Below are 24,004 nucleotides of genomic sequence, written 5' to 3' on the forward strand. Positions count from 1 at the left end.
CTAGCCATGGCCATCACCGCTCCCCCCATCGACATCGGCATCCCGGCGGACCAGCGCCAGCAGATCGCCGAGGGTCTCGGCCGCGTGCTGGCCGACAGCACCGTGCTTTACGCCAAGACCCACGGCTTCCACTGGAACGTGACCGGACCGATGTTCAACACGCTCCATCTGATGTTCATGGACCAGTACACCGAGCTCTGGACTGCCCTCGACCTGATCGCCGAGCGCATCCGGGCCCTCGGTTTCCCGGCCCCCTACGGCGGCACCCTCTATGCCGGCCTTTCCTCGATCCCCGAGGCCGAAGGCGTCCCCGCTGCCCTGGCCATGGTGAAGGAGCTGGTGGAAGGCCATGAGGCCGTGGCCCGCACGATCCGCTCGGTGTTCACCACCGCCGACGACGCCAGCGACCAGCCCACCGCCGACCTGCTGACCCAGAGGTTGCAGATCCACGAGAAGACCGCCTGGATGCTCCGGAGTCTCCTGGAGGGGTGAGTGTCAGCGGGCGCGGCCTGCGCCGGTCCGCGCCCGCTTTGCGGGCAACGGGCCGGCTTGGGCTGCGCCGCTGACGCACACCCCAGGAGGCCGGGTGTGGGGGATGGGGGGTGCTGGGCGGGGAGGCCCCTGGGGGCGGTCGGACTGGAAGGGGTCGGTAGATTGGGTGATCAGCGCAGCGCCCGATGTCCGCACCGTCCGCCACGCGGGGCCATGCCGCGAAGTTCGTCTTCGTCACCGGCGGGGTGGTGTCCAGCATCGGCAAGGGCATCGTGGCGGCGAGCCTCGGGCGGCTGCTGAAATCCCGCGGCTACAGCGTCTCGATCCTCAAGCTGGATCCCTACCTGAACGTGGATCCGGGCACGATGAGTCCCTACCAGCACGGTGAGGTGTTCGTCACCGAGGACGGCGCCGAGACCGACCTGGACCTGGGCCACTACGAGCGCTTCACCGACACCGCCATGTCGCGCCTCAACAGCGTGACCACCGGCTCGATCTACCAGGCGGTGATCAACAAGGAGCGCCGCGGCGACTACAACGGCGGCACCGTCCAGGTGATTCCCCACATCACCGGCGAGATCCGCGAGCGCATCCACCGGGTGGCGGCCAACAGCGGCGCCGACGTGGTGATCACCGAGATCGGCGGCACCGTGGGCGACATCGAGTCGCTGCCGTTCCTGGAGGCCATCCGCGAGTTCCGGGGTGATGTGGGCCGCCAGGACCTGGCCTATGTGCATGTCACCCTGCTGCCCTACATCGGCACCTCCGGCGAACTCAAGACCAAACCCACCCAGCACTCGGTCAAGGAGCTGCGCTCCATCGGCATCCAGCCCGACGTGCTCGTCTGCCGCAGCGACCGGCCGATCAGCACCGACCTCAAGGCCAAGATCGGCGGCTTCTGCGGCGTGCCGGCCGGCGCCGTGATCCAGGCCCTCGATGCCGACAGCATCTACGCGGTGCCACTGGCAATGGAGAGCGAGGGCCTCTGCCGCCAGGTGCTCGACGTGCTCTCCCTGGTCGACCACGACAGCGACATGGCCCGCTGGGCGGACCTGGTGGAGAAGCTGCGCCACCCCGGCCCCGCCGTGAAGGTGGCCCTGGTGGGCAAGTACGTGCAGCTCAACGACGCCTACCTCTCGGTGGTGGAGGCCCTGCGCCATGCCTGCCTGGAGCAGGATGCCTCCCTCGATCTCCACTGGATCTGCGCCGAGCAGATCGAGAGCCAGGGGGCCGATGCCCTGCTGCGCGGGATGGATGCGGTGGTGGTGCCGGGGGGCTTCGGCAACCGCGGCGTCGACGGCAAGGTGGCGGCGATCCGCTGGGCCCGTGAGCAGCGGGTGCCGTTCCTGGGGCTCTGCCTCGGCATGCAGTGCGCCGTGATCGAGTGGGCCCGTCACCAGGCCGGCCTGGAGGGCGCCACCAGCGCCGAACTGGATCCTGCTTCGCCGCACCCCGTCATCCACCTGCTCCCCGAGCAGCAGGACGTGGTCGATCTGGGCGGCACCATGCGCCTGGGCGTCTACCCCTGCCGGCTGACGGCGGGCACCATGGCCCAGCGCCTCTACGGCGAGGAGGTGGTCTACGAGCGCCACCGCCACCGCTACGAGTTCAACAACGCCTACCGCTCCCTGTTCCTGGAATCGGGCTACGAGATCAGCGGCACCTCCCCCGACGGCCGTCTGGTGGAACTGATCGAACTGAAGGACCACCCCTTCTTCACCGCCTGCCAGTACCACCCGGAGTTCCTCTCCCGCCCCGGCAAGCCCCATCCCCTGTTCCGGGGGCTGATCGAGGCGGCCCAGCAGCGCCTTCCCGGCTCCCCCAGCGAGGCCGCAGGCCGTGTCGCCAGCCCCATCTACGGCTGACGGCCCCGCGGTGGTGGAGACCTTCCACTCCCTGCAGGGGGAGGGGCTCCATGCCGGCCGCAGCGCCTTCTTCATCCGCCTGGCGGGCTGCGATGTGGGCTGCCCCTGGTGCGACACCAAGCACTCCTGGCCGGAGGCGGCCCATCCCCAGCGTCCCCTGGGCGAACTGGCGGCGGAGGCCAGCGCCGCCGCCGCCGCCGGTGCCGCCTTCGTGGTCATCACCGGCGGCGAGCCCCTGCAGCAGCCCCTGGACGCCCTGTGCGCGGCCCTGGCGGCGGCGGGCCTGCCCCTGCACCTGGAAACCAGCGGTGTGGGGGAGCTCAGCGGCCACTTCGACTGGATCACCCTCTCGCCCAAGCCCCACCGCCCACCGGCCGACGCCCTCCTGGCCCGCTGCGACGAGCTCAAGGTGGTGGTGACCTCCCCGGCCGACCTGGGCTTCGCCGAAGCCATGGCCGCCGAAGCGGACCGCCTGCGCCCGCCCGCCGCCCCCGGTCCGGAGCGGCTGCTCCAGCCCGCCTGGGACGAGACGGCCGCCCGGGAGCTGGCGGTGGCCTATGTGCGCGCCCACCCCGCCTGGCGACTCAGCCTGCAGAGCCACAAGTGGCTGGGGGTGCGCTGAAGCCCCTGGAACTGACCCCCAAGCTGGGGCTTCAGAGGGCCTGGGCCGGCTGCTGCACCTTCTCCGCCTTCCAGAGCCGCCAGCGCAGCTGCAGATCCTTGGGGGTGAACACCACGATCGGCCGGCTGGCGTCGTAGGGCACCACGAAGGGCTTGCTGCCCATCGGGATGAACACCTTGCGCTTCGCCTGGCCGGGGGGGCAGGCCATCAGGGTCGACACCATCGGCCCCACATCGCTCACCGTGTAGACGCTGACGCCCAGTCCCTTCACTTTGCCGGCGCGGAAGCGGCCCCGGAAGGCCCGCTGGTTGCAGTCGGCCTCCACCTCTCGGCCGGCGATCAGCTGCACCCGCCAGTCGCTCGGGTTGGGGGACAGGCGCGGATCGGCGGTGGGGGGCAGCACCCCGGGGAGCTGGATCACCCAGCGGGTCTGGGCGGCGGTGGGCTTGGGGTAAGGCGTCAGGTCCAGCCGGGGGATGGCCCGGGCCGGCGCCACCGTGAGCGCCAGCAGGGACGGCAGGCTGACGATGACGCTGGCGGTGGCCGCGACCGCCGTGGCACGGCGCAGGGCATGGGCCATGGGGAACCTCGGAAGGGACCGGAATCCGGAGCCACCACCATGGCACCCTCCGATCGCTCCGTCCCCTCCGGCCGCTTCCACAATGGGGAGGCCGTCGCCGACACCTGCCCCATCACCCGCTCCCCTGCCACAGCCCCGGCCCCCCCCCTGGCCATCGCCCTGCTCTCCGGCGGCCTGGATTCGGCCACGGCTGCAGCCCTGGCGATCGAGGCGGGCCACCGGGTGATCGGCCTCTCCTTCGACTACGGCCAGCGTCACCGGCGCGAGCTGGACGCCGCCGCCGCGGTGGCCGGCGCCCTGGCGCTGGAGGAGCACCACGTGATCGCCGTGAACCTGGCGGCCTGGGGCGGCTCGGCCCTCACCGATCCGGCCATCCCCGTGCCCGACGGCGGCGTGGTTGAGGGGGTGATTCCCACCACCTACGTCCCCGGCCGCAACACGGTGTTCATCGCCCTGGGGCTGAGCCTGGCCGAAGCCCGCGGCGCCACCAGCCTCGTGCTCGGGGTCAATGCGGTGGATTACTCCGGCTATCCCGACTGCCGCCCGGACTACCTGGCCGCGTTCCAGAGCTTGGCCGACCTGGCCACCAAGGCGGGGCGCGAGGGTCACGGGGCCCGCCTCTGGGCCCCCCTGGTGGCCTGGGACAAGGCCACCATCGTGCGCGAGGCCCTGCGGCTGGGGGTGCCGATCGCGGCCACCTGGAGCTGCTACAGCGGCGAGGATCTCCCCTGCGGTCGCTGCGACAGCTGCCGCATCCGTGATGCCGCCCTGGTGGCCGCGGGCCGGGCCGACCTGACCAGCGCCGCCGTGCGTGCCGGAGCCGCCCTCCGCGCTGGAGCCGACCTTTGAGGAGCGAGCCGCTTCCTTGGCTGGAGCCCCGGGCCCTGGCGGTGGTCCTGGCGGAGCGCTTCGGCCGGGACGGGCTGGTGTTGCTCGACGGCGACGGCAGCCCCCTCGGCTGCCGCGGCGTGCTCGGGGTGGATCCGGTGGCAAGCGTGACCTGCCGGGGGCTGCCGGGCGACCCGGGGGCGCTCGACCCCTTCGACGTCCTGGCGGACCTGGAGCGCCAGGGGGGACCGTGGCTGGGCTGGCTCGGCTACGAGGCCGGGGCCTGGGTGGAGCCGGCCGAGCACTGGCAGGCCTCCGACATGGCCACCCTGTGGGCGGCCCGCCACGACCCCCTGATCCATTTCGACCGGGGGGAGGGTCGGCTCTGGCTGGAGGGCCAGGACCCGGCCCGGTTCGCGGCCATGGTGCGGCTGCTGCAGGATCCCGCCACCGGGGCGGCGGTGGCCGGGGCCGGAGAGCGCCCGGCCGATGGGTCCGGCATCGCCCGGGACGACTGGCACTGGCACACCCCCCCGGACACCTATGCCGCCCAGGTGGGGATCCTGCGGGAGTGGATCGCCGCCGGTGATCTGTTCCAGGCCAACCTCACCGCCTGCTGCGAGAGCCTGCGGCCAGAGCCGCCCGACCCGCTGGTGCTGTACCGCCGCCTTGTGGGCAACGGCCCGGCCCCCTTCGCCGGCCTGGCGGTCGCCGGCGGGGAGGCGGTGATCTCGGCCTCGCCGGAGCGCTTCCTGCGCCTGCACCCCGACGGCCAGGTGGAGACGCGGCCGATCAAGGGCACCCGGCCCCGCCGGCTCGACCCCGACGCCGATGCCGCCAGCGCCGCCGAGCTGATCTGCGACCCCAAGGACCGGGCCGAGAACGTGATGATCGTCGACCTGCTGCGCAACGACCTGGGCCGGGTCTGCGTGCCGGGGTCGGTGCATGTGCCCCAGCTGCTGGGGCTGGAGAGCTACGCCCACGTGCACCACCTCACCTCCGTGGTGATGGGCCGGCTCGCCGCCGGCCGCGGCCTGGTCGACCTGCTGCGGGCCTGCTGGCCGGGGGGCTCGATCACCGGAGCCCCGAAGGTGCGGGCCTGCCGGCGTCTCAACCAGCTGGAGCCGGTGCCGCGGGGGCCCTACTGCGGCTCCCTGTTTCACCTGGGCGCCGACGGCGGCTTCGACAGCAGCATCCTGATCCGCACCCTGCTGCAGAACGGCCGGCGCCTGCGGCTCCATGCCGGCGGCGGCATCGTGGCCGACTCCGACCCGGCCGGGGAGGCCCGGGAGATGGGCTGGAAAATCGAACCGTTGCTGGAGGCCCTGGCATGAGCGGCGAGGGCGGCAGCCATCCGGCCGGCACGGCCATCGCCTGGATCGACGGGCCGACGCCGCAGGGAACCTGGGGCGATCCGGAGCGGCTCTGCCTGCCCCTGAACGACCGGGGCCTGCTGCTGGCCGATGGCCTGTTCGAGACGGTGCTGATCGAGGCGGGGCAGCCCCGGCTGCTGGCGGAGCACCTGGAGCGCTGGCGCGACTCGGCCGCCCGCCTTGGCATGGCGCCACCCCCCGGGGCCGACCGGGTGCGGCCGCTGCTGGCCGAGGCCGTGGCCCGCAGTGGCCTCTCCGGCACCGGGGCCCTGCGGCTCAACTGGAGCCGGGGCAGCGGCTCCGGCCGGGGCCTGGCCCTGCCGGGGCCGGCCGAACCCCAGGGCCGCCCCCGCTTCTGGTTGCAGCTGAGCCCCTGGACCCCGAACTCCAACCCGGTGACGGTGATCGTCAGCGCGTTGGAGCGGCGCAACGCAGCCAGCCTGGTCAACCGCTGCAAGACCTTCGCCTACGCCGGCGCCATCCAGGCCCTGCGGGAGGCCCGGGCCGCCGGGGCTGAGGACGCCCTGCTGCTCGGCAGCGGCGGCGACCTCTGCTGCGGCTCCAGCGCCAACCTGCTGCTGCGCCGGCGGGGCGACTGGATCACGCCGCCCGTGGAGAGCGGCTGCCTGCCGGGGGTGATGCGGGGCCGCGGCCTGGCCCTGGGACTGGTGCGGGAGGAGCGCCTGGCTGTGGCGGACCTGCTGGAGAGCGAGGCGGCCCTGCTGATCAACAGCCTGGGCTGCCGCCCGATCCGGCGCTGCGGCACCACCGACCTGCCCGTGCCCGCCGGGGCCTTGGACCTCTGGAAGCGGCTGCTGGTGTCGTCATAGGTTGGCCCCAGAATCGATCGATCACGTTGTTCGACGCTGTGGGGGGCCTGGGGTCCCGGAAGCACCTGGCAGGACTCCTGGCCGGCTTGCTCGCTGGTACGGGGCTCGCCCTGGCCGGTTGCGGCGCCACCCCCAAGGAGGTGGCCGTTCAGGACGCCAAACCGGGCGACCTGCTCGTCGAGGTGGATGGAAACCGGGTGGAGCTGTTGCGGGCGTTCAAGCCGGGCATTGCCAATGGGCTGCACAAGGGTGTCGTGAAGGTCACCTCCGGGGGCGACGATGGCAAGGGTCAGATGTACGAAGTTACGGCGATCTGCAGCGTCAAAGGAGAGCCAGGCTGGCAAACCTATGACAATATCTTCGGAGATCCGATCAGCGATCTCAACGCCAAGCGAACATTCCCGGTCAAGAATCGCTGGCAGTTCCTGTTCCATTTTGATGGCCGCACGGAGCAGATCGGCAAGCTGGATCCCAGTGTCTGGGTCTCGCGGTTGAAGGACAATCTCTGCCGGAAAGGGGATTTCGACGACACCTGATCCTCCGACGGCATCGGGACGGCCAACCGCTGCGCCAGGCCTGATAATGATTCTTGATTTCATTCATCGAGGGCGCGTCCTGGGCCCCAATTTCCGGTAGCAATCGACACTTTCGGGCCGCAGGCCATCCTTTTGGATGGATGGGAAATTGCGCCTCGGTTTCTCGATGCCCAAAACACTCTTCTCCGTCGATCTCACCAAGCCGATGGATCAGCAGGACATGCCCGGGCACAACCGCTGGCATCCGGAAATCCCTGCCGTGGCCTCGGTGAATCCTGGTGACGTGTTCCGGATCGAATGCAAGGACTGGACCGACGGCCAGATCAAGAACAACGACGACCCCAAGGACATCGAGGATGTGAATCTCGAGGTCGTTCACGTTCTCAGCGGCCCGATCTGGGTCAACGGCGCCCAGCCCGGCGACATCCTGGTGGTGGACATCCTTGATGTCGGTGCCCTGCAGGGGGATGAGTGGGGCTTCACGGGCATCTTCGCCAAGGAGAACGGTGGCGGTTTCCTCACCGATCATTACCCCAAGGCGGCCAAGGCCATCTGGGATCTGGAAGGCATCTACACTTCCTCCCGCCACATTCCCGGTGTTCGTTTCGCCGGCATCACCCATCCGGGCCTGATCGGCTGCGCCCCCTCCCACGAGCTGCTCAACGAGTGGAACCGTCGTGAGACGGAGCTGGTGAAAACCGCCCCCGACCGCCGCACCTACGGCGCCGGCCTCTCCGGCAGCGAGCCGGTTCTGGCGGCCCTGCCCAATCCCAACAGCGCCATCCTCGGCACCCTCCCCGGCAGCGAGTTCGAGCGGGTGGCCAACGAAGCGGCCCGCACGGTGCCCCCCCGGGAGCACGGCGGCAACTGCGACATCAAGAACCTCACCAAGGGCACCCGGATCTACTTCCCGGTCTATGTCGAAGGGGCCAAGCTCTCGATGGGCGACATCCACTTCTCCCAGGGGGATGGTGAGATCTCCTTCTGTGGCGCTATCGAGATGTCCGGCTATCTCGACCTCCACGTCGAGATCATCAAGGGCGGCATGGCGAAGTATGGGATGGTCAACCCCATGTTCAAGACCAGCCCGGTGGAACCCCACTACACCGACTACCTGGTGTTCGAAGGCATCTCCGTGGATGAATTCGACGGCAAGCAGTACTACATGGACGTCCACATCGCCTACCGGCGTGCCTGCCTCAACGCCATCGAGTACCTCAAGAAGTTCGGCTACACCGGCGAGCAGGCCTACCTGCTGCTGAGCTGTGCGCCGGTGGAGGGCAGGATCAGCGGCATTGTCGACATCCCGAACGCCTGCTGCACCCTCGCCATCCCCACCTCGATCTTCGATAAGGACATTCTTCCCTGCTGATCGACCGGCTGGCGGGAGGGGCCTGGGCACCAGGCCCCTTTTTCTTGTCTGCCCCTGTTCTTGTCCGCCACTGTTCTGGCCTGCCACTGCTCCTGGCGGCCATCTCCCTTTCCCCCCTCGTCCTGCGATGCCTGTCTACGAATACAGCTGCAGCAACGGCTGCGATAACTATGAGGTCTGGCGCAGCATCGATGAGCGCCACAAGGAAACCAACTGCCCCACCTGCACCGCCGAAGGCATCCGGGTGTTCACGCCGGTCATGTCACTCAGCGGCCCCTTTCGACTGAAGCAGGAACAATCCGAACCCCGCCTGGTTCGCAAGGAAACCAAGGAAGCCACCGGCAAGCCACGGCTCAAGGAGAGCGGCACCCGCCCCTGGATGCTCAATCGCGGCTGCTGAGCGCGATACCAAGCCAAACGCGATACCAAGCAAAAGTCCCGGGTCGCGCCACCGCTGGTGGCATCGACCCGGGACTGGCTGTTGGCAGGACTCCTCAGACGGTGAGGAATTCCTTGATCACGTCATCGGAGAGCTGGTCGGTCTGGCCGCTGGAGACGATGCCGCCGCGTTGCATGGCGTAGTAGAAGTCGGACTGGCGCACGAAGTGCAGGTGCTGCTCCACCAGCAGCACACTGATGCCGGTCTCCTTCATGATCCGCTGCACCGCGTGTTCGATGTCGAGGATGATGGAAGGCTGGATGCCTTCGGTGGGTTCATCGAGGAGCAGCAGCTTGGGCTTGCCCAGCAGGGCGCGGGCGATGGCGAGCTGCTGCTGCTGGCCACCACTGAGGTCGCCGCCTTTGCGCTTGAGAAACTTCTCCAGGATCGGGAAGAGATCAAAGATCAGCGGGTCGATGTGGCGGTTCTTTTCCAGACCGCCGGGAAGGGCCTCCATGCCCAGCAGCAGATTGTCCTTGACCGTCACCTGGGGAATGATGTCACGGCCCTGGGACACATAACCGATGCCGGCCCGGGCCCGTTTGTAGGGGGGCTGGTTGGTGAGCTGGCCGTCCTGGTAGGCGATCGTCCCCGATCGCTGCTGCAGCAGGCCGATCACGGTCTTGAGGAAGGTGGTCTTGCCGACGCCGTTGCGGCCAATCAGGCAGACCATCTTGCCTTCGTGGATCGTCAGATCCACGTTGCGGAGAATGTGGCTCTCCCCGTAATACACATTGAGGTCGGAGACCTGAAGCAGGGGCTGGGCGCTGGTGGTGGACATGGGCTCGCGGTGGGTGATGGTCGGGAAGCGATTACTGTTCGGGCGGCCCCAGGTAGACCTCGATCACCCGCGGGTCGGCTTTGACCTTCTCCAGTGGGCCTTCGGTCAGCACCTGTCCCTGGTGCAGCACGGTGACATCGAAGCCCAGGTCGCGGATGAACTCCATGTCGTGCTCGATCACCACCACGGTGTGGTCACCGGCGAGGGACTTGATCAGTTCGGCCGTGCGCAGGGTTTCCTCATCGGTGAGGCCGGCAACGGGTTCGTCCAGCAGCAGCACCTCGGGGGCCTGGGCCACCAGGGAGGCAATGGCCAGCCATTGCTTCTGGCCGTGGGAGAGGGAGCCCGCCTTGACGGTGGCGAAGGGCGCCAGGCCCACGTAGTTCATGATCCGATGCACCTCGTCCTTGGAGGACTGGGGCAGGCCGGATCCCAGCAGGCTGAAGGCGTTCTTGACCGGTGAGGCGGAGAGCTCGAGGTTCCGCAGCACGGTGAGATTCTCGAACACCCGCGGGGTCTGGAACTTGCGGCCGATCCCATCACGCGAGATCTGCTGTTCGGAGACACCCAGCAGGGACTTGCCCTTGAAGGTCACCGACCCTTTCGTGGGGCGCACCTTGCCGGTGATGACATCGAGGAAGGTGGTCTTGCCGGCACCGTTGGGGCCGATGATGGACTTCAGCTCACCCTTGTAGAGCTTCAGGCTGAGGTCGGTGAGGGCATAGAAGCCATCGAAACTCACGCTGACGTCATTGAGCTCGAGTAGAGGTTCTGACATGGACTTCGGAAGGGTGCGGAATCAAAAGAGCGGTCACAGCAGATGAGCCAGGAAGCAGCTTCCTGGAGGGCTAATCCACAGGAACGGCCTCCTTGTCGATCTGGGGGTAGGTCTTGGCCTTCTTGGCGATGCCGAAGGCGGCCAGAAAGGTGCGGAAGCCTCCTTTGGTGATCCAGCCGTAGATGCCATCGGGCATCAGAACCACCACGAAGATGAACAGGGCCCCCTGGACGAACAGCCAGGCTTCGGGCAGGGCCTCGCTCACCAGGCTGCGCAGGTAGTTGACCACGGTGGCGCCGATGATCGGGCCCACCAGGGTGCCCCTACCGCCCACGGCCACCCAGATCACCATCTCGATCGAGAAGGAGATCGACATGTACTGGGGCGAGACGATGCCGGACTGGACGGTGTAAAGGGCTCCGGAGATGCCGCACAAAGCACCCGCCACCAGGAAGACGATGGTCTTGAAGGGGACGGGGTTGAAGCCGGCGAAGCGCAGGCGACTCTCGTCGTCGCGGATGGCGATCAGGGCATCACCGAAGCGACCACTGGTGAAGTAGCGGCAGACCAGAAACGCCAGGGGCAGCAGCACCACCGTGAGGCGGTAGAACCACACCTGCATGTCGGGGGAGCCCACCAGCTGGCCGAACAGTTCGCTGGTGCTGGTCTTCAGGCCGTTGGTGCCGTCGAAGAGTTTCTGCTGGCCGTTGAAGAAGTGGAAGAAGACCATCAGAGCCGCCTGGGTGATGATCGAGAAGTACACCCCCTTGATGCGGTTTCGGAAGATCAGCCAGCCCACCAAGCCCGCCACCACCGCCGGAATCACCCAGAGGGCGATCAGGGTGAACACCGGCGACCAGAAGGGCTGCCAGAAGAACGGCAGCTGGTCGACGCCGTAGTTCTCGAAGAACTTGGGAATTCCGTTGCCACCGGCGAGGCTCTTGGTGTTGAGCATCAGGTACATGGCCACGGCGTAGCCCCCGAGGGCAAAGAAGATGCCCTGGCCCAGGCTCAACAGACCGGTGTATCCCCAGATCAGGTCGATCGCCAGTGCCGTGATCGCCAGCGAGAAATAGCGGCCGAACAGGTTGAGGCGGAAATCATCCAGTGCTGCCGGCAGGATGAACAGGGCGATCGCCAGGAGAATCCAGGGGACGAGTCGTTGGAAGATTTTCACAGGTAGGGCCTCCTGGTGGGGAGATGGAACGGGAATCTGCAGTGGGCGGAACTGATCGGGTCAGGCATCGACCGAGCGACCCTTCTGGGGGAACATGCCGTTGGGGCGGAACTGGAGGAAGACAATGATGAAGATGAACACAAGCACCAGCGACATGCTCGTGGTGGCGAAGAACTCGATCACCCCCTTCGCCGCCAGGGGCATGTCCGGGAAGATCGTCAGCAGGGTGCCCGAGCCGATCACCGACTGGATGATCCCCAGGAGCAGGGAGGCCAGCACGGTGCCAAGCAGGTTCCCCACACCACCGAGAACGATCACCATGAAGCAGGAAACGATGTAGGCCGCACCGAGGTTCGGACCGACCGAACCGAGGAGGGTGATGGCACAGCCGGCAACTCCCGCCAGGCCGGAGCCGATGCCGAAGGTGATGCTGTCAACGCGGTCGGTTGGGATGCCGAGGCAGTTGCTCATCTGACGGTTCTGGGTGACGGCGCGGATGCGCAGGCCCCAGACGCTCTTGTTGAGGAACCAGTAGGTGGCGAGCAGCAGCAGGGCCGACAGCAGGATGATGAAGATGCGCAGACCCGGCAGTTCAACGTGGCCGATCATTCCCCAGCTTCCCTGAAGCCATTTGGGAGCGGTGACGTCAATATTCCGGGGTCCGAACCAGGGTTTGGCGAGGGGGCGGACCTGATCAAACAGGTTGACGGCGACAAGACCGATGCCGATGGCGATCGCCCAGCCCAGTCCGTTGAGATAGGTGAAGAATGGCCGATCGGAGAACTTGGCAGCGAGTAGCTTTGAGAGACCAAAGCCGACAGCGACACCGACAAGAATCCCGAGCGTCATGGCCGTGGACACACTCCGAATCAGCTGAATCAGAATCAGGCTGACCCCCCAGGTGGCCAACAGTGTTTCCAGGGGACGTCCGTAGAGCTTCCTGATCAGGGTTCTCTCCAGCAGCACCCCAACGAGTGCCGTCACGATGAAGGACAGCACCAACGAGATCGGGAAGTACAGCTCAAAGATCACGCCACCCATTGGCTTGAATGCCGATTGCACCACGTAGGTGACGTAGGCCCCCAGCATCATGAATTCGCCATGGGCGAGGTTGATGACACCCATCAATCCGAACACGATGGCCAGACCTGTGGCTGCGAGCAGCAGCACAGATCCGATGCTGAGGCCATCGAGGATCTGAGAAAAGAATAGTTCCAACGGAATCCAGGTTGAACGTTAGATCCAGCGTTGCCGTAGCGGCGCTGGACCGGGTCGAACGGGGGGGTGTGGCGGATCGGAAAGGGGTGGTTCCCGGAGGAACCACCCGCTGTTCATTCCCTCACGGATGGCTCCGTGATCACATCTTGAACTTGCCGGCGTCAGGACGATCCTGGGTCCAGTCGCAGGTGAAGCCCTTGGTCTCAGGAACGAACTGGTTCCAGGGCAGCGGCGGGATGGCCTTGACGCTGTCGTACAGGATCTTGAACTGGCCGGTGGGCTCCGCCTCGCCGATGAGCACCCGCTCGGAGGTGTGGTGGTTGGGGAACATCTTGATTTCGCCCTGGGGTGCGGCGAAGGTGATCCCGATCATGTCCTTGCGGACCTTGTCGAGGTCTTCGAAGGTTCCCGCCTTCTCGACGGCGTTCTTCCAGAGGTACACCATGTTGTAGGCGGATTCCGCCGGGTCACCCGTGACGCGGTCGGCGCCGTACATCGCCTGGAAGTCGGCGGTGAACTTCTTGGAGGCCGGGGTGTCCAGGCTCATGAAGAAGTTCCACGCGGCGTAGGTGCCGGTGGTGTACTCGGGACCGATCTGGCGGATCTCCTCCTCGGCGATGGAGAAGGACATGATCGGGTACTTGGCCGGATCAATGCCCGAGGCCTTGAACTGCTTGAACAGGGCGACGTTGGAGTCACCGTTCAGGGTGTTGATGATGATCCCGCCATCGGGGAAGGCCTTCTTGATCTTGGCGATGATCGGAGCCACCTCGGTGTTGCCGAGGGGGATGTAGTCCTCGCCGACGGTCTCACCGCCAAGGGCCTTCATCTGCTCCTTGATGATCGTGTTCGCCGTGCGCGGATACACGTAATCGGAGCCGACCAGGTAGACCTTCTTGCCCAGCTTGTCGCCGAACTTGTCCATCAGCCACTGAACCGCGGGCTCAGCCTGCTGGTTCGGAACGGCGCCGGTGTAGAAGATGTTGCGCGAGCACTCCTGACCCTCGTACTGAATCGGGTAGAAGAGCATGTGGTTCTTCGACTCGAAGACCGGCAGCATCGCCTTGCGGCTGGCGGAGGTCCAGCCACCGAAGACGACGGCGACCTTGTCGGAGTCGATCAGTTTCTGGGCCTTCTCGGCGAAGGTGGGCCAGTCGGAGGCGCCATCCTCGGAGACGGCGACGATCTTGTAGGACTTGCCGCCGACCTTGACGCCGCCGGCGTCATTGATTTCCTTGATCGCCATCTCCTCGACTTCTTTCAAAGTCGTTTCGGAGATGGCCATGGTGCCACTGAGGGAGTGAAGGATACCGACCTTCACTTCACCATCAAAATTGCCGCCGGAACCGGACTCGCCCCCGCAGGAGACGAGGGTTACGCTCACAGCAGATGCGGCGATTGCAGCTGCCAGTCGCCTTGAAAGATGCAGAGACATTGAAGCCTGTTCAAGATGAATTGTAGTCGCCGTAACCGACGGCAAATGGAAAGGTAAGGAAGGACGTGGTTACCCCCGGTATCCAATGAGACAGAAAGCCGCCCAGGGCCCGCCGGAGTGAGGATTTGCACGTCGCAGACCTGTCGATATGTTGCATTACCTACGGTTTTTCTGATCAACGCCTGAAAGGCGAATACCAGAATCCTTGAACGCGCGCTCGACTCAGGCGGCCGCCTGTTCAGGCAGCTGCCGCAGCAGGAAGCTTTCGACCCGATCGAGGCCCTCGCCGCTGCGCAGATTCGTGAAACACCAGGGCCGGCCGCCGCGCATCCGCTCGGTGTCGGCCTCCATCACCGCCAGGCTGGCCCCCACCATGGGGGCCAGGTCGATCTTGTTGATCACCAGCAGGTCGGAGCGGGTGATGCCGGGCCCCCCCTTGCGGGGGATCTTGTCGCCGGCGGCCACGTCGATCACATAGATGCACAGATCCACCAGCTCCGGGCTGAAGCTGGCCGCCAGGTTGTCGCCGCCGCTCTCCACCAGCACCAGGTCCAGGTCCGGGAAGGCCTCCTCCAGCTCCTGCACCGCCGCCCGGTTGATCGAGCAGTCCTCCCGGATGGCGGTGTGGGGGCAGCCGCCGGTCTCCACGCCCCGGATCCGTTCGGGGGCCAGGGAGCCGGCGCGGGTGAGGAACTGGGCGTCCTCCTGGGTGTAGATGTCGTTGGTGACCACTGCCAGCTGCAGCCGCTCCCGCAGCCGGCGGCAGAGGGCGTCGACCAGGGCCGTCTTGCCCGATCCCACCGGCCCGGCCACGCCGACTCTCAGTTTGCTGCCCATCGCCCCGATCCAGGATGGGTGCCATCCTGACGCCAGCGCCGAGGGCTGCGGTGAGTGACGGACCGATCCCGACGCTGAGCCGTCGCTTCGAGCGGCTGGATGGGCGCCTGGTCGCCACCGTGGTGGGCACGGGGGTGGTGGTCTGCCTCGGCTTCATCGAGCTGCTGCGCAGCCCCCTGCAGCAGCTCTCCAGGCTCACGATCGAACTGCTGGCGGTGCGGGCCCTGCTGTTCCTGGCCCCGCTGCTGGTCAGCCTGCTGCTGCTGCTCCGGGATGGTCCGCTGCTGCTCGGCGACCGGCGCCCCCCCGGCTCCTGGGGGCCCGAGCTGCTGGCCAGCGGGCTGCTGAGCGTCGTGCTGCTGCTCTACTTCATGGCGGCGGTGATCATCACCGCCAGCCTCACGCTCAACCAGGGGGATGTGGCGGGGGAGGTGGGCTTCCTGATCGGCCAGCTGGAGCCTGCCCGCTTCGCGGCCGCATTGGTCAGGGCGGGCGCCTATGGCGGGATCTGCGCCGCCATCTGCCTGCACCAGGCCCGGCGCGGCTCCTGCGACGCTGCGGGGATGGCGTCCCGCATGGCCCGGTCGCTGCGGCTCGGCATCGGGGTGATGGTCTGCCTCGATCTGCTCTGGACGATTGCCGTCGATCCCCTGCGCATGGGAGGAAACTGACCGTGTCCAGCACCGCCCAGCCGCGGCGCCCCGGCGCCCAGAGTCTGGTCTTCCTGGCGGGAGCGGTGGCCCTGCTGGGGGTGTTCGTGCTGGGGATCGCCCGCGCCGGCAACTGGCTCGCCCCCAGCGTCCGCCTGCAGTTCCGCACCCTCGACGCCGCCGGCCTGCAGACGGGCATGGCGGTGAAGATCTCGGGATTCGCCGTTGGCCAGGTGCGTCGGATCGTGCTGCAGCCCGACGCCCAGGTGCTGGTGGAACTGGAGCTGCGGGACCCCTACCGCTCCATGGTGGGCCGCCGCAGCCGGGCGGAACTGGCCCAGCTGGGGCTCCTGGGCGACAGCTACATCGCCATCACGCCCGACCCGGCGGCGATCGGCCAGCCCCCGATCGGTGATGGCGAGACGCTCGTGTTCACCAGCCGCCCCGACATCGACGACCTGCTCACCGAGGTGGCCAGCAGCCGCATCCCCCTGCAGCGGGCCGTCAGCAGCGGGCTGAGCCTGGCGGAGACCCGCCTGCCCCGCAGCCTCGACGAGCTCGATCGCACCCTGGTCGCCAGCCGCCGTCTGGCGACGCGCCTGGAGGCCGACACCCGTCGCAGCAGCAGCGAGCTCAACCGCACCCTGGGGGCCACCCGCGCCCTGGCCGAGCGGCTGGAGGACCGCGCCGACGGCACCGCCGCTGACCTGTCCGCCCTGATCCGGCGCCTGGAGAGCACCGAAACCCAGACGCGGCCGCTGCTGCTCCAGACCCTCCGCGAGCTTTCCACCATGGCCACCGCCACCAACCGCCTGGTGAAGACGCTCAACGAGAGCTGGGTGATCGAACTGATCGAGCGGACCGGGGCCGGGGAGCCCCGCGGTGAACGCGGCCGCTGATCGCCGGGATGGCCGCCGGCGGCGTCACCCCTCGACCCGGTCGGCCTGACGCAGCAGCTCCGGCGGGAACGTCACCCCGATGGCCCCGGCCGTGCGGCGATTCAGCAGCAGCAGCTTCCGGGTCACCGGCTCGAAGGCCATCGTGGCGGGCGAGCGGCCGCGCAGCACCTGCACCGCCAGAGCTCCGGCCTGGGCCCCATCGGCCTGCGGATCCCAGCCCACCACCGCCAGGCACCCCGGCGTGGCGATGTCGGCGGGATCGACGGAATAGACCGGCAGGCGATGGCGCAGGCCGGCCGCCGCCAGGGCGGGGAAGCCCACGCTGGTGGCGTAGTCACCTACCCGTACCAGGGCTCCCACCCGCTGGGCAGCCAGGGCGTCGGCGGCACGGGCCACCTCCGCCGGCCCCGCCACCGGCTCGATCACGACGGCGATCGAGCGTTGGCTCGCCTCCCGGCGCAGCAGCTCCGCTTCGAAGCTGGCGTTGGCTTCGGAGGGATGGAAGATGAGCCCCACGCTCAACAGGCCGGGGCTGATCCGGCGGGCGAGGTCGAGCTGCTCGGCGAGGGGACTGGTGCTCACCGTGCCCACCACGTTGGGCCGGTGGCGCGTGTAGCTGGTGCCGGCCCCGGCCCCCCAGGGGTTGGAGCAATACAGGAACACGACCGGCACCCGCGCCGGCGCGATGGCAAGGATCGCCGTCAGCGGCGGGGTGCCGATGGCCACCAGCATGTCGACCCCGGCCTCCAGCAGCTCCTTCACATGGGCGCGGCCTTTGGCCATGCTGCCGTCGGCGAAGCGCTCCAGCAGGGTCACCCCGGCCGGTGGCCGGAAGCCGGCCCTGGCCAGGGCCTGCACGAACCCGCGGCGGGCCGCATCGGGGGCGGCGCCCCGCACGTACTGGAGCAGGCCCAGGCGGGGCGGCCCCGGGGGCCGGCTGCGGGCGTTGCAGCCGGCGGCGACCAGGGTGCCGGCGGCGGCGGCACCGCCCAGCAGGCGCAGCGCCTGGCGCCGGCTGGGCCCTGCGGTGGTGGCCATCAGCTGCGGAACAACCGGGAATAGAGCTCACCATGACCCAGCTGGGCCAGTCCCGCCCCCACTCCCCCGTTCCAGAGGGCCTCGGGATCGGCCGCCACCAGCTCCGCCGCCCGGGCGGCGATGGTGGGCGCCAGGGCCAGCTGCAGTCGCTGGGCTTCGGTGGGGCCCAGGGGCACCAGACGCACAGCGGCGCTGAGCTGGGTGGCGATCCAGCCGTAGAGGTAGGCCTCGACCAGCTCCTCGGGCGCGATCGCCAGGGCCACCCCGGCCCAGGCCCAGGCGGCCGGCCAGGCGAGCCGAGGGGGCCGGTCCCCGGGCAGGGGCAGGGCCAGGTCGGCCAGCAGCTGCAGCAGGGAGCGGCCCATCTGGCGCTGCTGGGCCCGCACCTCGGCCGCCTCCCGCTGGGCCAGCAGCCAGCCGTCCAGCTCCAGCACCTCCTGGCGGGCCGGCCCCTCCGGGAACTCACGCCATCGGGTGAGCGCCTGCATCAGCCGGTTCAGGCTGGCGGCCTCGATCGCCAGCGCCCCCCGGGCCAGCTCCGCCTCCAGCCAGTGGGCCACGCCCTCGGCATCGCCCAGCTCACCCGCCTGGACGAGCACCTCCAGGCCTTCGGAATAGCTGAACGCCCCCACCGGCAGGGCGGGACTGACGAGCTGGAACAGCCGCAGCCGGGCGATGCTCATGGGTGGGAATGGCCGTGATGGTCATGATCGTGGGGGCCATGGGCGTGGTGGTGGCCTTTGCCGGACGGCTCGTAGGCCCCGGGTTCGGGCAGAAACGGCCCGCTCATCCGCTCCACGGTCAGCCCCCGATGCCGCAGCAGATCCTCGAGCACGCTGTCGACCCCCAGGCGCAGCTCGTCGCGGTGCAGCTCCATCGCCACGTGGCGGTTGCCCAGGTGATAGGCCGCCTGCAGCAGGGCCAGGGGGTCGGCGGCCCGTACCACCATCAGCGGCTCATCGGCGGCCTCCACCACCACCAGGGGGCCACCGGCCTCCGGTGCCAGCCGGTCGCCGGGTTCCAGGGCCGCGCCCCGGGGCAGCTGCAGCAGGAGGTCCCGTCCACAGGCGCTGCGACGATGGCCCCGCAGGCTCGTGCGCTCGTCGGCCTGGAGCGGCAACCGCAGCGGCGGATCCGCCGCCGCCGCCGCAGGCTCCGGCCCTGGGACCGCCCCGTGACGCAGGTGCCGCACCAGCACCAGGGAAGCCGTGGCGTCGGGAACAGTCGCGTCGGGAACCGTGGGGCCGGACATCGAGTGGGCCAGCGGGCGAGGGTGATGCGTGCAGCCTGGCCAGCCGTTGGCCAGCGGCCCTGTGTCGGGCGCTACCAAATCCAGGCCACCGGGGCCCCACCATCGTCGCCATGCAGCTCACCGCTCCCGCCCCCTGGAGAGCCCAGGCCCGGCTTCGTTTCGAGACCACCGGCGGCGCGGACGGCGCCACCCGGCACCAGGGCGGAGCGACGGCGCCGCTGAAGATCCAGCGGTCCTTTGCTGCCGCCGATGGCCGCTGTCAACTGCCCCTGCTGCACACCGGCGGCGGCCTGGTGGGAGGGGATGAGCTGGCCATCGAGGCCGACCTCGGCGCCGGCAGCCGGGCCCTGATCACCAGCGTGGCGGCTCAGAAGGTCTACGGAACCGTGGGCCGCTCCCGGCGGGTCCCCGCCGGCAGCTGGACCTTTCAGACCCTCGACTTCCGACTTGCCGCAGGCGCCGACCTGGAGTGGCTGCCCCAGGAGCTGGTGGTCTTCCGGGATGGCCTGTTCCAGCAGACCTGCCGGGTGGAGCTGGCCGACGGGGCCAGCTGGCTGGGGGCCGAGGTGGTGCGGCTGGGGCGCAGCGCCGATGGCGAGACGCTTGGATCCGGCCGCTGGCGCTCCTTGCTGGAGATCCGGCGGCAGGGCCAGTGGGAGCTGGTGGACCGGCTCGAGCTGGGCGGCGCCAGCCTGGAGAGCCCCCACGGCCTGGGGGGCCAGCCGGTGTTCGCCAGCCTGGTGTGGGCCGCCCCGGCGCCGGTGGGCGAGTCCCTGCTGGAGGCCTGCCGCGCCGAGCGGCACGGTCTGGAGGGGGCGATGGCCTGCGGCCGGCTGGAGCGGGGCCTGGTGGCCCGCTACCGGGGCCGCTCCACCCAGGCGGCCCGCTTCTGGTTCACGCGCATCTGGGCCCGGATCCGGGCGGAGCGGGGGCTGGCGGCTCCGGTGCTGCCCCGGGTCTGGCCGTTCCAGGAGCAGCCGCTCGATCTGGAACCGCCGCTGCCGGTCCCGGCCCGCAGCTGGTGACCCCCGGCCAGGCGCAACAGCGGGCCTAGGTTCGCCCCAGGCGCAGCCCCACCGATGCATCGCTTCCAGCTCTCTTTGCAGGCTCTGGGCCAGGCGCGCCAGCTGATCGCCGTGGGCCGCAGCCAGGGGGATCTGGCCCGGATCGCCGATCTGGTGGACAGCTTCCTGGACACGCCCCAGATGGAGGCCTGCATCGCCCGTTTCCGGGCCCTGCCGGGCGGGGCGGCGATGATGGACGAGCGCTATCCGCCCCTGCAACCGGATCTGGAGCGGCTCGAGGCGCTGCCAGAGGGGAGCCTAGGCCGCACCTACGCCGCCCTGATCCGCCGCTTCAACTACGACCCCGAGTTCTTCCGCCCCCGCCCCGTCGACACGGAGGGCCGCTGGCTCACCCAGCGGATCGCCACCACCCACGACATCCACCATGTGGTCAGCGGTTTCGGCACGACGCCGGTGGGGGAGAACGGCGTGCTGGCCATCACCGCCACCCAGATCGGCTTCCCCGCCTACGTGAGCCTGACCCACGCGGCCCAGATCGCCGGCTTCCGTTTCAAGCTCGACGGCTACCAGGCCCTGAGCCGGTCGATCAGCCATGGCACCACGATCGGCTTCACCGCCCATCCCTTCGCCACGGTTCGCTGGGAGGAGGGCTGGGAGCTGCCGGTGGCGGAGTGGCGGCAGCGGCTGGGGGTGACCCTGCCGGCCGATGGGGAGCCCTATGGGATCAACCAGCCCTGAGCGGCCGCGGGGCCGTCCTCCCTCCCAGCCGCGATGACGGACCCCCTGCCCTTCGTGATCCAGGCGACCGTGGCGGGCCTGGCGGCGATTGCCGCCGGCCTGGTCAACGCCCTGGCCGGCGGTGGGTCGCTGATCAGCTTTCCTGCCCTCACGGCCATCGGCCTGCCGGCGGTGATGGCCAACATCACCAACACCGTGGCCCTGGCGCCCGGCTACCTGGGTGCCACCGTGGCCCAGCGCCAGGACCTGGAGGGCCAGCGGCGACGCCTGTGGCTACTGCTGCCGGCCGGCGCCGCCGGCGGCCTGGTGGGTGGCCTGCTGCTGCTGCAGACCGGCGAGCGGCTGTTCACCCAGCTGGTGCCGTTCCTGATCCTGTTCGCCTCAGGGCTGCTGGCGGTGCAGGAGCCCGTGCGCCGCTGGGTGCAGCGCCGCTCCGAGCGCCACGGCCGCGCCCCCTCGGACCTCTGGGCCGTGCCGCCGGTGTTCCTGGCGGCCATCTACGGGGGCTTCTTCGGCGGCGGGCTGAGTGTGATCGTGCTGGCGGTGCTGGCTCTCACGCTCGAGGACAGCCTCACCCGCCTCAACGGGCTCAAGCAGGCGGTGGCCTTCGCCACCAACCTCACCGCCGCCGCCTTCTTCCTGTTCTCCGGCCAGGTGGCCTGGGCTCTTGCCGCGGTGATGGCCATCGGCGCCATCCTCGGCGGGGCGCTGGGGGGCCGGCTGGCGTCCCGGATCCAGCCCGCCACGCTGCGCACCGTTGTGGTGGTGGTGGGCGTGGTGGTGGCGCTGATCTATCTGCTCAAGGCCTGAGCGCAGGCCCGCGGATGGCCCAGCCGGACACCGCCCCTAGGCTTGAAAGCCTCCCATCCCTGGGCCGATGCCGCTGCTGCTGATCCTGGTGGCGGTCGCCGCCGTCGGGTTGATCCTGATCTACAACCGCCTGGCCCAGCTGCAGGTGCTGGCGGACAACGCCTGGGCCGACATCGACGTGCAGCTCAAGCGGCGCCACGACCTGATCCCCAACCTGGTGGAGACGGTGCGGGGCTACGCCAGCCACGAAAAGGAAAGCTTCCGGACCGTGATCGAAGCCCGCAACGCTGCCGTGGCGGCCCGGGGGCCCCGGGAGCAGCAGCAGGCGGAGCAGGCCCTCGGGGCGTCGCTCGGCCAGCTGTTCGCCCTTGCGGAGGCCTACCCAGCCCTGCGGGCGGTGGAGAGCTTCCAGACCCTGCAGACCAACCTCAGCCAGATCGAAGAAACCCTCCAGAGCGCCCGTCGCTACTACAACGCCGTGGTGCGGGACCTGAACACGGCGATCGTGCAGTTCCCCTCCAACCTGGTGGCCGGCGGCTTCGGGTTCCGCCCACGCACCTATTTCGAGCTGGAGAACCCGGCCGAAGCGGCGGTTCCCGCCGTCCGCTTCGATGGCTGAGGGCCTTCCGGTCGCCCGGCGGTTGCGGCGCCGCTGGCGCTGGGGGCTGGGGGGGCTGCTCGGCCTGGCCCTGACGCTGCTGCTCCTGGCCCCCTGGGGGGCCGGTGCCGCCCTCAGCGCCGCCGAGCGCCAGCTCACGCTCACCGATTTCCAGATGCAGGCGGTGGTGGAGCCCACCGGCGCCGTGCAGGTGAGCGAAACCCTCACCGCCCGCTTCGACGGCTCCTGGAACGGCCTGGTGCGCCAGATCCCCCTGCTGGCCAGGCGGCCCGGCGGGCTCGAACCCCTTGGGTTGCGGGTGCTCGCCGTCACCGACCCGGAGGGCCGGCCCTACCGCTACGAGAGCAGCCACCCCGGCGCCGACCTGAGACTGAAGATCTGGATCCCGGGTGCCGAGAACGTCAGCCGCACGGCCGTGGTCACCTACCGGCTGAAGCGCGGCCTGCGCTTCTATCCGGACCACGACGAGTTCAACTGGAATGTCACCGGCAACGCCTGGGAGGTGCCGATTGAGCAGGCCTCGGCCCGGGTGCAGCTGCCGTCGGGGGTGTCCGGGCTGCATGCCGCGGTGTACACCGGGCCCCGTGGCTCCCGGGACCACGACGCCACCCTGACGATCGGCGCCGACACGGTCGCGAGCACCACCACCCGTCGGCTGGAGCCCGGCGAGGGCTTCACCCTGGCGGTGGGCTTCGCCAAGGGGCTGCTGCCGCCGCCCTCGGCCCAGGCCCAGCTGATCGACTGGTGGCAGGGGCGGCTGGCCCTGCTGCTGCCCTTGCTGTGCGCCGGCGTGCTGGGCCCGCTCTGGTGGCGGATCGGACGGGATCCTGCGGTGGGCGCCGTGCCGGTGGCCTACGAACCCCCCGAAGGCCTGCCACCGGCGGTGCTGGGCAGCCTGGTGGCTGAGCAGGTGAGCGGCTCCGCCCTTTCGGCCACCCTGGTGGCGCTGGCGGTGAAGGGCCAGCTCCGCATCGAACAGGACCAGCGGAAGCTGCTGTTCCTGAATCTGGGCAAGCGCTACGTGTTCACCCTGCTGGGCGAGCCGGCCCAGCGGTCGGCGCTGCTGCCCCATGAGGCCTACCTCCTCGACACCCTGTTCCCCTCGGGCACGGCGGGGGACACGGTCAGCACCGATCAGCTCCGCGACCATTACTACGTGCATGTGCCCGGCTTCGAGCGGCTGGTGAAGCAGGCGGTGCTGGCGGAGCGGTTCTTCCGGCGCTGGCCCGGCACCGTGCGGGCCCTCACCTTCTTCGGCGGCCTGGGGCTGGCCGGCGCGGCGGTGGCGCTGGCCCTGGTGCTGCTGCCCCACGACATCGTGCTGCTGCAGGGGGAGGCGCACCCGTGGCTGACCTTCGGCTCCCTGGCGCTGACGGTGGTGCTGGTGGGCGTGTTCGCCTGGATCATGCCCAGCCGCACCACCCGGGGCACGGCGGTGCTGCGCCAGACCCTCGGCTTCCAGGAGTTCCTGCGCCGGGTGGAGGCGCCGCGGCTGGAGCGGGTGGTGCTGACGCCGGAGCTGTTCGAGCGCTTCCTCCCCTACGCGATGGTGGCGGGCCTGACCCGCCAGTGGACAGCGGCGTTCCAGGGGATCCTCGAAGTGGCCCCCAGCTGGTACGTCGGCGGCGACGACAGCTTTAACCCCACCGATTTCGGCACCAGCCTCGAGGACTGCTTCAGCAGCACCACCGGCGCCATGCAGTCGTCACCGAGCAGCTCCAGCAGCTCGAGCGGCAGCTCCGGCGGGGGCAGCTCCGGCGGCGGTGATGGTGGCGGTGGCGGCGGCGGCTTCTGAGCCCCGGGGCAGGCG

26 protein-coding genes are annotated in these 24,004 nt (G+C 69.2%); 16 read left to right on the forward strand and 10 right to left on the reverse strand.

Annotation, left to right across the window (positions count from 1 at the left end):
* The first annotated feature begins 6 nt into the window (after positions 1 to 6).
* The 3 genes from KUG38_RS05760 (at position 7) to KUG38_RS05770 (ending at position 2,979) form a co-directional block, all read left to right on the forward strand.
* Positions 7 to 492 (forward strand): Dps family protein, encoded by a 486-nt coding sequence (locus KUG38_RS05760; protein WP_216919754.1) that lies wholly within the window; start codon positions 7 to 9, stop codon positions 490 to 492.
* Positions 493 to 677: 185 nt separating this feature from the next.
* Positions 678 to 2,357 (forward strand): CTP synthase, encoded by a 1,680-nt coding sequence (pyrG, locus tag KUG38_RS05765; RefSeq protein WP_216919756.1) that lies wholly within the window; start codon positions 678 to 680, stop codon positions 2,355 to 2,357.
* Positions 2,332 to 2,979, forward strand: a complete 648-nt coding sequence (locus KUG38_RS05770) for a 7-carboxy-7-deazaguanine synthase QueE (RefSeq protein WP_353617726.1) — start codon at positions 2,332 to 2,334, stop codon at positions 2,977 to 2,979. The genes pyrG and KUG38_RS05770 overlap by 26 nt, the downstream gene beginning before the upstream one ends.
* A gap of 31 nt (positions 2,980 to 3,010) precedes the next feature.
* Here KUG38_RS05770 and KUG38_RS05775 read toward each other — a convergent pair whose 3' ends face one another.
* Positions 3,011 to 3,559, reverse strand: coding sequence for an ecotin family protein (locus KUG38_RS05775; protein WP_216919758.1), 549 nt, complete (start codon positions 3,557 to 3,559; stop codon positions 3,011 to 3,013).
* A gap of 39 nt (positions 3,560 to 3,598) precedes the next feature.
* Here KUG38_RS05775 and queC point away from each other — a divergent pair, with 39 nt between their 5' ends.
* From queC to KUG38_RS05805, 6 genes are all read left to right on the forward strand, one after another.
* Complete coding sequence (queC, locus tag KUG38_RS05780; RefSeq protein ID WP_286195656.1) at positions 3,599 to 4,408, forward strand: 7-cyano-7-deazaguanine synthase QueC; 810 nt, start codon at positions 3,599 to 3,601, stop codon at positions 4,406 to 4,408.
* Positions 4,405 to 5,721: an anthranilate synthase component I family protein gene (locus KUG38_RS05785; RefSeq protein ID WP_216919759.1), complete on the forward strand. Its 1,317-nt coding sequence runs from the start codon at positions 4,405 to 4,407 to the stop codon at positions 5,719 to 5,721. The genes queC and KUG38_RS05785 overlap by 4 nt, the downstream gene beginning before the upstream one ends.
* Entirely contained in the window at positions 5,718 to 6,590 is an 873-nt protein-coding gene (locus KUG38_RS05790; protein WP_216919760.1) for an aminotransferase class IV, read from the forward strand. Before KUG38_RS05785 ends, KUG38_RS05790 begins: the two co-directional genes overlap by 4 nt.
* Positions 6,591 to 6,616: 26 nt before the next feature.
* Entirely contained in the window at positions 6,617 to 7,126 is a 510-nt protein-coding gene (locus tag KUG38_RS05795; RefSeq protein ID WP_286195657.1) for a hypothetical protein, read from the forward strand.
* Between the two features lie 166 nt (positions 7,127 to 7,292).
* Entirely contained in the window at positions 7,293 to 8,498 is a 1,206-nt protein-coding gene (fmdA, locus tag KUG38_RS05800; RefSeq protein WP_094585380.1) for a formamidase, read from the forward strand.
* A gap of 127 nt (positions 8,499 to 8,625) precedes the next feature.
* Positions 8,626 to 8,898 carry an FmdB family zinc ribbon protein gene (locus KUG38_RS05805; protein WP_216919761.1) on the forward strand — a complete coding sequence of 91 codons (273 nt, stop codon included), beginning with the start codon at positions 8,626 to 8,628 and terminating at the stop codon, positions 8,896 to 8,898.
* 94 nt (positions 8,899 to 8,992) lie between these two features.
* Here the strand turns inward: KUG38_RS05805 and urtE are convergent, their stop codons facing one another.
* From urtE to ureG, 6 genes are all read right to left on the reverse strand, one after another.
* Positions 8,993 to 9,718 carry an urea ABC transporter ATP-binding subunit UrtE gene (gene urtE, locus KUG38_RS05810; protein ID WP_216919762.1) on the reverse strand — a complete coding sequence of 242 codons (726 nt, stop codon included), beginning with the start codon at positions 9,716 to 9,718 and terminating at the stop codon, positions 8,993 to 8,995.
* A 31-nt stretch (positions 9,719 to 9,749) separates the two neighbouring features.
* Positions 9,750 to 10,496 carry an urea ABC transporter ATP-binding protein UrtD gene (gene urtD, locus KUG38_RS05815; RefSeq protein ID WP_216919763.1) on the reverse strand — a complete coding sequence of 249 codons (747 nt, stop codon included), beginning with the start codon at positions 10,494 to 10,496 and terminating at the stop codon, positions 9,750 to 9,752.
* A gap of 70 nt (positions 10,497 to 10,566) precedes the next feature.
* Positions 10,567 to 11,673, reverse strand: coding sequence for an urea ABC transporter permease subunit UrtC (gene urtC / locus KUG38_RS05820; RefSeq protein ID WP_216919764.1), 1,107 nt, complete (start codon positions 11,671 to 11,673; stop codon positions 10,567 to 10,569).
* 60 nt (positions 11,674 to 11,733) lie between these two features.
* Positions 11,734 to 12,891, reverse strand: a complete 1,158-nt coding sequence (locus KUG38_RS05825) for an ABC transporter permease (RefSeq protein ID WP_216919766.1) — start codon at positions 12,889 to 12,891, stop codon at positions 11,734 to 11,736.
* 139 nt (positions 12,892 to 13,030) lie between these two features.
* Positions 13,031 to 14,326, reverse strand: coding sequence for an urea ABC transporter substrate-binding protein (urtA, locus tag KUG38_RS05830; RefSeq protein ID WP_216919768.1), 1,296 nt, complete (start codon positions 14,324 to 14,326; stop codon positions 13,031 to 13,033).
* A 222-nt stretch (positions 14,327 to 14,548) separates the two neighbouring features.
* Complete coding sequence (ureG, locus tag KUG38_RS05835; protein ID WP_216919770.1) at positions 14,549 to 15,163, reverse strand: urease accessory protein UreG; 615 nt, start codon at positions 15,161 to 15,163, stop codon at positions 14,549 to 14,551.
* A 50-nt stretch (positions 15,164 to 15,213) separates the two neighbouring features.
* On the opposite strand from ureG, the gene KUG38_RS05840 reads away from it, so the two are divergent.
* On the forward strand, positions 15,214 to 15,834 hold the full coding sequence (locus KUG38_RS05840) for a hypothetical protein (protein ID WP_216919772.1): 621 nt from the start codon (positions 15,214 to 15,216) through the stop codon (positions 15,832 to 15,834).
* A gap of 2 nt (positions 15,835 to 15,836) precedes the next feature.
* Positions 15,837 to 16,712: an MlaD family protein gene (locus KUG38_RS05845; RefSeq protein ID WP_216919774.1), complete on the forward strand. Its 876-nt coding sequence runs from the start codon at positions 15,837 to 15,839 to the stop codon at positions 16,710 to 16,712.
* A 24-nt stretch (positions 16,713 to 16,736) separates the two neighbouring features.
* Here KUG38_RS05845 and KUG38_RS05850 read toward each other — a convergent pair whose 3' ends face one another.
* The 3 genes from KUG38_RS05850 to ureE are packed head-to-tail and all read right to left on the reverse strand — an operon-like array spanning position 16,737 to position 19,002.
* Complete coding sequence (locus tag KUG38_RS05850; RefSeq protein ID WP_216919777.1) at positions 16,737 to 17,750, reverse strand: ABC transporter substrate-binding protein; 1,014 nt, start codon at positions 17,748 to 17,750, stop codon at positions 16,737 to 16,739.
* Positions 17,750 to 18,433 (reverse strand): urease accessory protein UreF, encoded by a 684-nt coding sequence (locus KUG38_RS05855; RefSeq protein ID WP_216919779.1) that lies wholly within the window; start codon positions 18,431 to 18,433, stop codon positions 17,750 to 17,752. The genes KUG38_RS05850 and KUG38_RS05855 overlap by 1 nt, the downstream gene beginning before the upstream one ends.
* A complete protein-coding gene (gene ureE, locus KUG38_RS05860) occupies positions 18,430 to 19,002 on the reverse strand; it encodes an urease accessory protein UreE (protein ID WP_216919781.1) in 573 nt (190 codons plus the stop codon). Before ureE ends, KUG38_RS05855 begins: the two co-directional genes overlap by 4 nt.
* 110 nt (positions 19,003 to 19,112) lie before the next feature.
* Between ureE and KUG38_RS05865 the strand changes: the two genes are divergently transcribed.
* The 5 genes from KUG38_RS05865 to KUG38_RS05885 all read left to right on the forward strand — a co-directional run bounded on the left by KUG38_RS05865 (position 19,113) and on the right by KUG38_RS05885 (position 23,989).
* Positions 19,113 to 20,027 (forward strand): urease accessory protein UreD, encoded by a 915-nt coding sequence (locus tag KUG38_RS05865; protein ID WP_216919783.1) that lies wholly within the window; start codon positions 19,113 to 19,115, stop codon positions 20,025 to 20,027.
* A gap of 54 nt (positions 20,028 to 20,081) precedes the next feature.
* On the forward strand, positions 20,082 to 20,765 hold the full coding sequence (locus KUG38_RS05870; RefSeq protein ID WP_216919785.1) for a Coq4 family protein: 684 nt from the start codon (positions 20,082 to 20,084) through the stop codon (positions 20,763 to 20,765).
* A 33-nt stretch (positions 20,766 to 20,798) separates the two neighbouring features.
* The gene (locus KUG38_RS05875; protein WP_216919787.1) at positions 20,799 to 21,575 is read left to right on the forward strand and encodes a sulfite exporter TauE/SafE family protein; all 777 of its coding nucleotides are present in this window, start codon (positions 20,799 to 20,801) and stop codon (positions 21,573 to 21,575) included.
* Between the two features lie 67 nt (positions 21,576 to 21,642).
* Positions 21,643 to 22,194, forward strand: coding sequence for a LemA family protein (locus KUG38_RS05880; protein WP_216919790.1), 552 nt, complete (start codon positions 21,643 to 21,645; stop codon positions 22,192 to 22,194).
* On the forward strand, positions 22,187 to 23,989 hold the full coding sequence (locus KUG38_RS05885) for a DUF2207 domain-containing protein (protein ID WP_216919792.1): 1,803 nt from the start codon (positions 22,187 to 22,189) through the stop codon (positions 23,987 to 23,989). The genes KUG38_RS05880 and KUG38_RS05885 overlap by 8 nt, the downstream gene beginning before the upstream one ends.
* The last annotated feature ends 15 nt before the right edge of the window (positions 23,990 to 24,004 follow it).

This window comes from Synechococcus sp. CCAP 1479/9, from assembly GCF_019038535.1.
Taxonomy (GTDB): Bacteria; Cyanobacteriota; Cyanobacteriia; order PCC-6307; family Cyanobiaceae; genus Cyanobium.

Coding starts and splice junctions, on each gene's coding strand:
- pyrG (WP_216919756.1), top strand. CDS start 678: ATGTCCGCACCGTCCGCCACGCGGGGCCATGCCGCGAAGTTCGTCTTC.
- urtD (WP_216919763.1), bottom strand. CDS start 10,496: ATGTCAGAACCTCTACTCGAGCTCAATGACGTCAGCGTGAGTTTCGAT.
- fmdA (WP_094585380.1), top strand. CDS start 7,293: ATGCCCAAAACACTCTTCTCCGTCGATCTCACCAAGCCGATGGATCAG.
- urtA (WP_216919768.1), bottom strand. CDS start 14,326: ATGTCTCTGCATCTTTCAAGGCGACTGGCAGCTGCAATCGCCGCATCT.
- KUG38_RS05880 (WP_216919790.1), top strand. CDS start 21,643: ATGCCGCTGCTGCTGATCCTGGTGGCGGTCGCCGCCGTCGGGTTGATC.
- queC (WP_286195656.1), top strand. CDS start 3,599: ATGGCACCCTCCGATCGCTCCGTCCCCTCCGGCCGCTTCCACAATGGG.
- KUG38_RS05875 (WP_216919787.1), top strand. CDS start 20,799: ATGACGGACCCCCTGCCCTTCGTGATCCAGGCGACCGTGGCGGGCCTG.
- KUG38_RS05865 (WP_216919783.1), top strand. CDS start 19,113: ATGCAGCTCACCGCTCCCGCCCCCTGGAGAGCCCAGGCCCGGCTTCGT.
- KUG38_RS05855 (WP_216919779.1), bottom strand. CDS start 18,433: ATGAGCATCGCCCGGCTGCGGCTGTTCCAGCTCGTCAGTCCCGCCCTG.
- KUG38_RS05850 (WP_216919777.1), bottom strand. CDS start 17,750: ATGGCCACCACCGCAGGGCCCAGCCGGCGCCAGGCGCTGCGCCTGCTG.
- KUG38_RS05805 (WP_216919761.1), top strand. CDS start 8,626: ATGCCTGTCTACGAATACAGCTGCAGCAACGGCTGCGATAACTATGAG.
- urtE (WP_216919762.1), bottom strand. CDS start 9,718: ATGTCCACCACCAGCGCCCAGCCCCTGCTTCAGGTCTCCGACCTCAAT.
- KUG38_RS05790 (WP_216919760.1), top strand. CDS start 5,718: ATGAGCGGCGAGGGCGGCAGCCATCCGGCCGGCACGGCCATCGCCTGG.
- KUG38_RS05775 (WP_216919758.1), bottom strand. CDS start 3,559: ATGGCCCATGCCCTGCGCCGTGCCACGGCGGTCGCGGCCACCGCCAGC.
- ureG (WP_216919770.1), bottom strand. CDS start 15,163: ATGGGCAGCAAACTGAGAGTCGGCGTGGCCGGGCCGGTGGGATCGGGC.
- KUG38_RS05870 (WP_216919785.1), top strand. CDS start 20,082: ATGCATCGCTTCCAGCTCTCTTTGCAGGCTCTGGGCCAGGCGCGCCAG.
- KUG38_RS05885 (WP_216919792.1), top strand. CDS start 22,187: ATGGCTGAGGGCCTTCCGGTCGCCCGGCGGTTGCGGCGCCGCTGGCGC.
- ureE (WP_216919781.1), bottom strand. CDS start 19,002: ATGTCCGGCCCCACGGTTCCCGACGCGACTGTTCCCGACGCCACGGCT.
- KUG38_RS05760 (WP_216919754.1), top strand. CDS start 7: ATGGCCATCACCGCTCCCCCCATCGACATCGGCATCCCGGCGGACCAG.